Below are 8,363 nucleotides of genomic sequence, written 5' to 3'. Positions count from 1 at the left end.
TTTTCATTTAATCAATATTATTTTTTAAAAATTAAATAATAAAAAATAGCCAGTTAAAAGAGCGTGTTGTTATATATTTAGCTAAACACACTCTTACAAATATTTAAATCCTATATTAATTTCTTATTCCATTCATTTAACTTATTCATACTTTTTTATATTCGGTTATAATCTTTAAATTCATAACCTTTTTCTTTTAATCTTTTTATAATCTGTGAGCTACTACCATCCTGCACTTGCATTCATAGCAGATCCCATAAAATTAATAAATAACGGCCATAACGTAAGAAGTATATTTAGAAGTATAAGTATACTATATACCCCAGGGAAATTATGATTTTTACTATTTACCAATACTAAAATCGATAATAATATTATGGGTATTAAATATAAAAATATCATTATAAACCAATACCATGTCATTAAAGTAAGACTCAATGGTCCTAATATCTCGTGCACAACTCCGAATGATATTCCTAATGCTCCAAAACTAAAGGTTGTAATTATTGTTTTTAGAAGCACTTTAGTCAATTTTGAGTCGTACGTTTTTCTGCTATATAGACCTATCACAATATACAACGATAGATATGCCATTAATACACCTATCCAAATCAATAGCCAGTCTGCATCTAACATAAAGATGTCAAACAGCGCCCAACACACCCCTACTATTGAAAAAACAAGGGAAATAATTATATATTTTAAAACTGGTTTCATGTTCATTTCACGTCCTTTAAAAACTTAAGAATACATTATTAGCTTGTATTCTTCTTTTTCTACCGCTTTACTATAGTCTGTTGTATATTCAATAACAGTAATCTCTTTACTTCTAAGTAGATTTTTTTCCACGTTTTCGCATCAGTTGACAGTTTGAAAATTAATCTTAATTTATTTTAATTAAATATATATTAACATTATATTAAGTATAAGTAAATAAAATTAATTTTAATTTAATATACTCCACTCATTTAATGGAGATTATTTATATGAACAATATTAATGTTGTTCAAAAAATTATGGCATTTCGAAAAGGTGCAGGATTAACTAGTAAACATTTAGCTGAAATAGCTGATACAACGCCTTCCATGTTAAGTAAGATTGAGCAATGGATCACTGGAATTGGCTTTAATCAATCTGCTACCTCAAACCGCTTCATCTATGGAGCCTGTGGCACATAAAGGTGAAGAAATAGCATTTATTATAAAAGGGCACGTAAAACTATATCTAAATGATGAGGTTTTACTTCTCAATCCAGGTGATAGTGTTAAAATACATCACCATTTGCTAGTATTCTTCCATTACTTCTTTTTGAACCATACTCCCTCCTGTTCTCCATACAATATACCTACCTAGATTCAATTTATGTTTTAAATTGTTATTTTTTATCCACCTCAATCAAGCTAGCAAAACTAAATATCATTTTACTTTTTTATTATATAGACTATACTAATTTCTCTTCCCACTTATAAGTTTCGTTTAAGCTAAAAAATATAGCCTCAAGAACGGGATCCTGAGACTCTATTTTTATTTTAGAAAGGACAGCATAACTTTCTCTGTTTCTTCTTTACTTAAATCACCTGCAAGAATTATGACTTGATAAGCGCTATTCTTTCCTTTTGCAGGAACAATCATTTGCATGAATTTATAGTGTTCCTCTGTATCGAGACTTTCTTTTAAGCTTATTTTTGCACCTTCTAATTCATAATTTGTTACCTTTTCATTATACTCCGTTACTTTGTTCGACAAATTTTCTCCCTGATCAGTATCTGCAGTTTGGTACACAAAATACACATTATCTTCATTTTGATATTGAGAAACAATAGTGGGATTCATTTTTTCAGTAGTCATCGGTGTTTGAACATCTTGTCCAGTTAATTTATACCCTTTTACCACATAACTTGGGGTCTTAATTGGAAAATCAAGATATTTCTGTGCTTCCTTTTTAGTTAATCTAAAATGCGAATAAATTTTATCTCTAAATGGTCCAATTTCTTCACTGTTTTTCTCATATTTTTTTTCCTCTTCTGGGTCTAACTTTTCTTTTCTACCTAAAGTAGATGCCACTGTTTCTAAATCAATAAATCGTTCAAATTCTTCTTTCGTAAACAGATTTCGTGCCACCCCAAGTTCTGTAAGTAAAGTATTATAATCTCCCTCTGAAATAAAAAATTCTGCATTTGCCTGTTCTTTTGTACCAATCATTTTTTCTACAATTTGCTGTATAGGAATATCGGTTTGTGTTTTTAATTCTTTCATATTATTTTTCACTTCTAATTGTTGTTTCTCAGGGTTAGTCGGCTGATCAGCACGGGCGTTTAATAAGGATACAGATGATACTGCAATCACTGCCACAGCCCCTATCGCAGACCAACGATATGATTTTTTTTGGAATTTTTTAATCATTAGAATTCTCCTTTTTAACGCTCTCTTGTTTTTACTAAAATTTGCTATACTTGGTACTTGATAATAACTTGAGTAGTGTTCCAATAGACTAATAATAGTATGTCCATACGCAATTTGTTCCTCTGAATCTATACATGTAAGAGCTAATGCATCGCATGCTAGTTCTTGATCTTCCCGCATACATGAGTAGGCATACCATAGAATGGGATTAAACCAATTTAAAATGAGTAAGCCATGCATAAGCCAGTTCACACCAACATCTCTTCGCTTGATGTGAGCTAATTCATGATAAAAAATATATCGTAACTGTTGTTCATCTAATATCTCCATATGTACAGTTGACAATAACAACTTGGGACGAATAAATCGGAACACTGTTGGACTGGAAACCTTTCCAGATACAAATAGAGGGATATTCCGTTGAATAGACATAGATTGCTTACACTTTTCAAAAATCTGGACAATCTTCTCGTCTGTAATAATAGGTTGTTTTTTTATGTAAAGTAATAAACGCCTGTTCATTATAAAAGTAGCAACGCTTAGAAGGATAACGCCAGTAAGCCAAATGTACATAAAGATTGTATAGAATGAAATCGTCTTATCATCCTGCTTTTCATTCATGCCTGTTTGTGTCTTGTTTGCCTGAGCAGTTTTTGTTGAACTTGAGGTATAAGTATCTTCTTTTGTGAGGACCTTTGTATCGTCTATATCTTTTAATTCTTGCATACGTTCTTTTGTAAGAAAATTAGCTACAGGGTTTTGGCTAGAAATAAATGCATCATTATTCTTGTAAGTAAGTACAGAGTAGATACTATAAGAACTATCTGGCGACCAAGGTAATACAAGTCTTAGAATTAATATGATCCATAGCATATATTGCCAACGTGGAGTTAACTTATTTCTAAACAAGACCTTGATACACAAGATTAGGCCCACTAATATACTAGCCATAATGGAAGTCTCAATCATCCAATCAAAAAAAGCAGGTAGATAGATATTTATAAATTTTTCTATCACTATAATCTATCCTTCCTCTGATTTTCCTCAGTTTTCTCATCCAGAATACGTTTAAGTTCGTTAATATCTTCTGAAGACAGCTTTTCTTCTTTTAAGAAATTTACAAGTAAAGGTTTAAATGCTGCACCATAGAAACGTTTAAGTAAAGATTTCGTTTCTACTTGTAAATAACTATCTTGCGATACCAAAGGATAATAAGAGTACAAACGCCCTTTATCTTGATGATAAGCCACTGCTTCTTTGTGAACTAATCGATTAATCAGTGTTCGAATCGTTTTCGGTTTCCAATCCATTTTTACCTCCAACGCTTCAATGACTTCATTTGCCGTTTGTGGAGAGTTTGACCACAATACTTTCATTATTTCTAATTCAGCTTCCGAAATTTTAGGTAATTCTTTCATTAGTTTAAATTACACCCTCCTTTGATTACGTTTGTAATCCACAATTGAATATTACACTTGTAATCTCTTGTTGTCAAGCTTGTTTGGTGTTTGTGGAATCCTTTCCTATACCTATCAAGATAAGAATGGGAAAAATTAAAAGAAGTTTAAACTCTCATGTCCTGCTAATGAGATAAGAAAGTAAATCCTTCATGAATATTTTTGTTACTAATATAGAACTGGATTTCAACTTCACATCTATTTAGTATTTGCTATTTTTACAAAGTACCCACTTTGGTGTCTCTTTTTAAAGAAGTACCCATTTTCTTGTCTCCATATGCAGACAAGAAAATGGGTACTACATGAGATGTATCTGTAGATAATTCAGCATTATACACTATAAAATCAGTTCCTGCTTTCATGTCTTTGTACAATAAGGACATGAAACTCTAAACTATTTAGACAAGAAAGTCTAAACTTTCATTTTTGGTACTTGATTGGGCCAAGAAAATCCAAACTAAAATTTTACAGATTTACAGAACTAAATACATTTAATCTTGTGTGAACGTATAGGTTTAAATACTACGTTACTTTTATTTATAAAGAAAAGGCATCATAAGATGCCTATCTATTCTGTAACAAATTTAATTAATATTTTTATTCCATAAGAAAAAATTATCTATTATTATTAAAGTGGCCCACCTTCAAAACCAATAGGCCATCCATCGTCTTTAAATTTTACTTTATATTGAAACTCAAAGTGACCATCATAAATAAAAGCTAAACTAAACCCAGAAAATATATAATCGTCAAAATTAACCATCTTTCCAAAACATATTGTGGATAGATAGTAGTTCTTCATTTCTTGATTAGGGAAGAATTTCTGTAAATATTTTAATGCACAGCTTATATGTAGATGGAGTTCATTCAATGTTTTTTCCGCCATTTCGATGATCTCCACATCGGGATTTTCATTATTCCCTTGAATATTAATATCCACATCTTCCCATTCCCCGATATTAATACTATAAAACCACCGTTTTTGCATGAGATACTTCTCATTTTCGTATACAGGGGGATTCACTAGGTTTAATTTTTTTACTTCATCTTTAGTTAACGGTTTATCAAGAATAAGCTTTTTATGCAAAATTTCTTTGATATTAGAGACAATATATTTAGATTTGTTTAATTCTAAAGAGTCCATTTTCCACCTCATAAATTATAAAATAAAGTACATTCCCCCTTAAGTATATCATCATCCTTATTCAACTATCCTGCACCGTTAGTTCAATAAGAATTAAACAACTATATTATTTTTCAAAGGACTTTATTAGAAATACATCTACTGTTCTATTAACAATTAAATTAAAACAAAAATTAATGTGATTTTTGTATTTAATGATCTGAAGAATTTTTAGAACATCTATTCAATAAAAAAACCATTGTACTTTATAAAAGTGAAGTGAACCCGAATAGTGGTACATGAAAAAAACACCTCCTGAATTCGCATACTAAGTATGCAAATTCATTGGAGGTGTTTTTCGTTTGAAGACAAGAGTTCATTACCCAGAAGAAACAAAGTGGAAAGTCATTAAAATGAAGAAAGACGGTTATTCAAATCGTGCGATTATGGAGAAACTCGGAATTAAAAATGTTTCCCAAATTAAGACATGGATGAAATGGTATCGTACAGATCAAACGTATCGCTTTCAACAACCTGTAGGAAAACAATATTCTTATGGAAAAGGACCAAAAGAGCTCAGTGAATTAGAACAGCTACGTTTAGAAAATAAACATCTAAAAACAAAATTACTTGTATGGGGAAAGTATCTGGAAATCGAAAGGGGCTGAAACCAGAAACTGTAGTTACTTTATGGAGAAATGTACAAACAAAAATAACGGTAAAAGACTTGTGTAACGTATTAGAATTACCCCGTTCTACATTTTATCGTTGGTTACAACGCACGGAAGATCTGAAAGATGATATAGAAAAAAAAGTAAAGGACGTCTGTCTTAGGCATAAATTCCGGTATGGATATCGAAGAGTGACCGCTACTCTTCGAAAAATGGGACTGTGTGTCAATTATAAAAAAGTATTACGAATCATGAGACAAAATCATATTCTTTCAAAAGTGCGTCGAAAGAAAAAGAAATATATCAATGGTGCGGAACCAATGGTAGCCCCTCATCGATTGGAGCGCCAATTCGATGCATCCAAACCAAATGAAAAGTGGTTTACGGATGTGACGTATCTCTTATTTGGAGAGCGTACCTTGTATTTATCAACGATCATGGATGCCTTTAATCGTGAAATTATTAGTTGTGTCATCAGCGAATCACAAACACTGACATTAGCGATGAAAACATTGAAACAAGCAATGAGAGGGCGAAAAGTAAAAGATGTCCTTCTTCACTCGGATCAAGGAAGCATTTATACAGCAAAAAAATTTCAAGCGTATGCCAAAGAAAACGGCATGATCACCAGCATGTCCCGGAGAGGAAATTGCCATGATAATGCCGTCATGGAAAGCTTCTTTGGTCATTTAAAAAGTGAAGCTTTCTATTCACAAAAGATAACAAAAGTATCCAACACAACTGTGCGAAAGATTGTGCTAGAATACATTCATTACTACAATTGTGTGCGAATTCAAGAAAAATTAAACCACCTATCCCCTAAAGAATTTAGGGAACAAGTGGTTTAGGTTTTTTGATTGGTGTCCCGTTTTCGGGGTTCACTTCAAAGTTACGATGGTCTTTTTTATTGTTCTTACATTATATTTGATTGCTCTTTGTCTTGCTTCTCGATAGTAAATTTTGAAACTAATGCTGACAATGCTTCTACTTTTTCTTTTATTTTGTTAGATTGATTCGATATCTCCTCGATTGATGCTGCTTGTGATTGGATAGACTGTACAGTTTGAGTTGTTTCCTTAGCTACTTGCGTAGCAGTTTCAGAAACACTCGACATAGAGGCATTGACTTCTTCTGTACCCGCAGACATTTCTTCTGTCGCTGCAGATACTTCTTGAATTTGACTAGTGATTTTATTAATAGCCAACATAATAGATGAGAATGCTTGATCTGCTTTATTAGCTGTTTCTTTTCCTTCTGAAGCTTTTTGTTGGCCTTTTTGCATTGCAGCAACTGTATCTTTTGTATCTTTTTGAATGGCTTGTATTAAATGATTGATTTCATATGCAGATGTTTTAGACTGCTCAGCTAAATTTCCAACTTCCGCTGCCACTACTGCAAATCCTTTTCCGTTTTCTCCAGCACGTGCAGCTTCAATTGATGCGTTTAAGGCAAGTAGGTTTGTTTGTTCAGCAATATTAGTGATTGCATCCAGAGCTTTATCTATTTGTTGCGTACGTGTAACAAGCCTCTCAATTACTTTAGAAGTTTCTTCAACAACCTCATGAATACTATTCATTTGAAGTATAGATTGTTTTATCACTTCACTACCAGAATTGACTTGTTCTGTTGTTGTGACAGCCACTTCTGTAACCGTTGCTGAAGATTCAGCTACTGTTTGAACTCCAGTCGCAATTTCTTCCATTGATGAAGAGCTTTCTTGAATACTAGTAACTTGTCCTTCTATTTTTTTATCAACCTCGAATATAGTTTGAACTACCTCTCTTGATATATGAGATGCTCGTGTAGTATCTTGCAACATTCCATTGGTAGAAGAAATGACCTCTTGCGTTGTGATTTTTACTTCTCCAATTAATTGTTGTAAGTTATCCAGCATACTATTAAAAGACTTCACAATGCTTCCCAATTCATTATTTGATTTATAGGTAGTACGTATCGTTAAGTCACCTTCAGATACTCGCTCCATATCTCTTTCTAATAGTACAATTGGTTGTTTAATCGCACTTTTAATGATATAGCCAATAAAAATAACAATTGCAATTGCTATAATAGAGATACTAACAAATAGCATCATGGTATTTGTTGCACTGTCAGTATTATTTTTTTGTAATTGATCTGCATTATTATTATTAAATTGGATAAGTTCACGAATAGCCTGAATTGACTTTTTCATATTAGGGTCAACCTCTTTTAGGTAATAAGCATATGCTTCATCATTATTAGATTGTCCCAAATCTTGCACGTTTTTCAGTTGTGTTCTTAATTCTTTAAATATTGTATAAAATGTGTTATACAATTCCCTTTCTCTACTAGAACTAACTCTAGTCTCAAACTTCTTTAATAACTGATCAGTTTCTGTACGAGCTACATCTATTTCATTTAAAAGCTCCTTTATTCGTTTTTCATCTTTTGATAGGATCGTTTCTTTTACATTCATATTGATCAGATAAAAATTAGACTCTATAGCTCCTATCCACTGGATTGGTAATAAACTATCTTCATACATAGTAGTAGAAGCATGCTCCCCTTTTTTAAGGCCCCAAAACCCTAGTATAGATAATATAATACAAGAGACACTTGCTATAACTACCATTGCGTTTAGTGTTGTGCCAATTTTACTGTTTTTTAAAAACGACAATTAAATTCACTCCATTTTTATATAATGATTAAATAATTTATTGTATAAAAATA

General features: G+C 31.9%; 6 protein-coding genes and 1 pseudogene. 2 read left to right on the top strand and 5 right to left on the bottom strand.

The genetic code is table 11. The annotated features are described in order from the left end of the window. Positions 1–222 precede the first annotated feature (222 nt). Positions 223–717 (bottom strand): DUF3902 family protein, encoded by a 495-nt coding sequence (locus DN403_RS23225; RefSeq protein WP_149185783.1) that lies wholly within the window; start codon positions 715–717, stop codon positions 223–225. A gap of 269 nt (positions 718–986) precedes the next feature. Here DN403_RS23225 and DN403_RS23220 point away from each other — a divergent pair. Further along, positions 987–1,272 (top strand): annotated as a pseudogene (locus DN403_RS23220) (cupin domain-containing protein); the annotation flags it as partial. A gap of 252 nt (positions 1,273–1,524) precedes the next feature. Here the strand turns inward: DN403_RS23220 and DN403_RS23210 are convergent. The 3 genes from DN403_RS23210 to DN403_RS23200 all read right to left on the bottom strand — a co-directional run bounded on the left by DN403_RS23210 (position 1,525) and on the right by DN403_RS23200 (position 5,004). Then, positions 1,525–3,420, bottom strand: coding sequence for a M56 family metallopeptidase (locus tag DN403_RS23210; RefSeq protein ID WP_000570339.1), 1,896 nt, complete (start codon positions 3,418–3,420; stop codon positions 1,525–1,527). Further along, on the bottom strand, positions 3,420–3,821 hold the full coding sequence (locus DN403_RS23205) for a BlaI/MecI/CopY family transcriptional regulator (RefSeq protein ID WP_016077350.1): 402 nt from the start codon (positions 3,819–3,821) through the stop codon (positions 3,420–3,422). The genes DN403_RS23210 and DN403_RS23205 overlap by 1 nt, the downstream gene beginning before the upstream one ends. Positions 3,822–4,488: 667 nt before the next feature. After that, on the bottom strand, positions 4,489–5,004 hold the full coding sequence (locus DN403_RS23200; protein ID WP_003281110.1) for a hypothetical protein: 516 nt from the start codon (positions 5,002–5,004) through the stop codon (positions 4,489–4,491). Positions 5,005–5,345: 341 nt separating this feature from the next. Between DN403_RS23200 and DN403_RS23195 the strand changes: the two genes are divergently transcribed. Further along, a protein-coding gene (locus tag DN403_RS23195; protein ID WP_127725919.1) for an IS3 family transposase occupies positions 5,346–6,502 on the top strand; the annotation gives its coding sequence in 2 pieces (ribosomal slippage) (positions 5,346–5,598 and positions 5,598–6,502; 1,158 coding nt in all). A 65-nt stretch (positions 6,503–6,567) separates the two neighbouring features. Here the strand turns inward: DN403_RS23195 and DN403_RS23190 are convergent. Next, positions 6,568–8,310 carry a methyl-accepting chemotaxis protein gene (locus DN403_RS23190; RefSeq protein WP_000008933.1) on the bottom strand — a complete coding sequence of 581 codons (1,743 nt, stop codon included), beginning with the start codon at positions 8,308–8,310 and terminating at the stop codon, positions 6,568–6,570. Positions 8,311–8,363 lie beyond the last annotated feature (53 nt).

The sequence above is a fragment of the Bacillus sp. AY2-1 genome, from assembly GCF_008368965.1.
In the GTDB taxonomy this organism is placed as follows: Bacteria; Bacillota; Bacilli; order Bacillales; family Bacillaceae_G; genus Bacillus_A; species Bacillus_A thuringiensis_S.
Note: the sequence above shows the minus strand (reverse complement) of the source record. Positions and strands in the feature narration are given on the sequence as shown.

Excerpts from the sequence above, each read along its gene's own strand:
- DN403_RS23225 (WP_149185783.1), bottom strand. The coding sequence starts at position 717 with ATGAAACCAGTTTTAAAATATATAATTATTTCCCTTGTTTTTTCAATA.
- DN403_RS23200 (WP_003281110.1), bottom strand. The coding sequence starts at position 5,004 with ATGGACTCTTTAGAATTAAACAAATCTAAATATATTGTCTCTAATATC.
- DN403_RS23205 (WP_016077350.1), bottom strand. The coding sequence starts at position 3,821 with ATGAAAGAATTACCTAAAATTTCGGAAGCTGAATTAGAAATAATGAAA.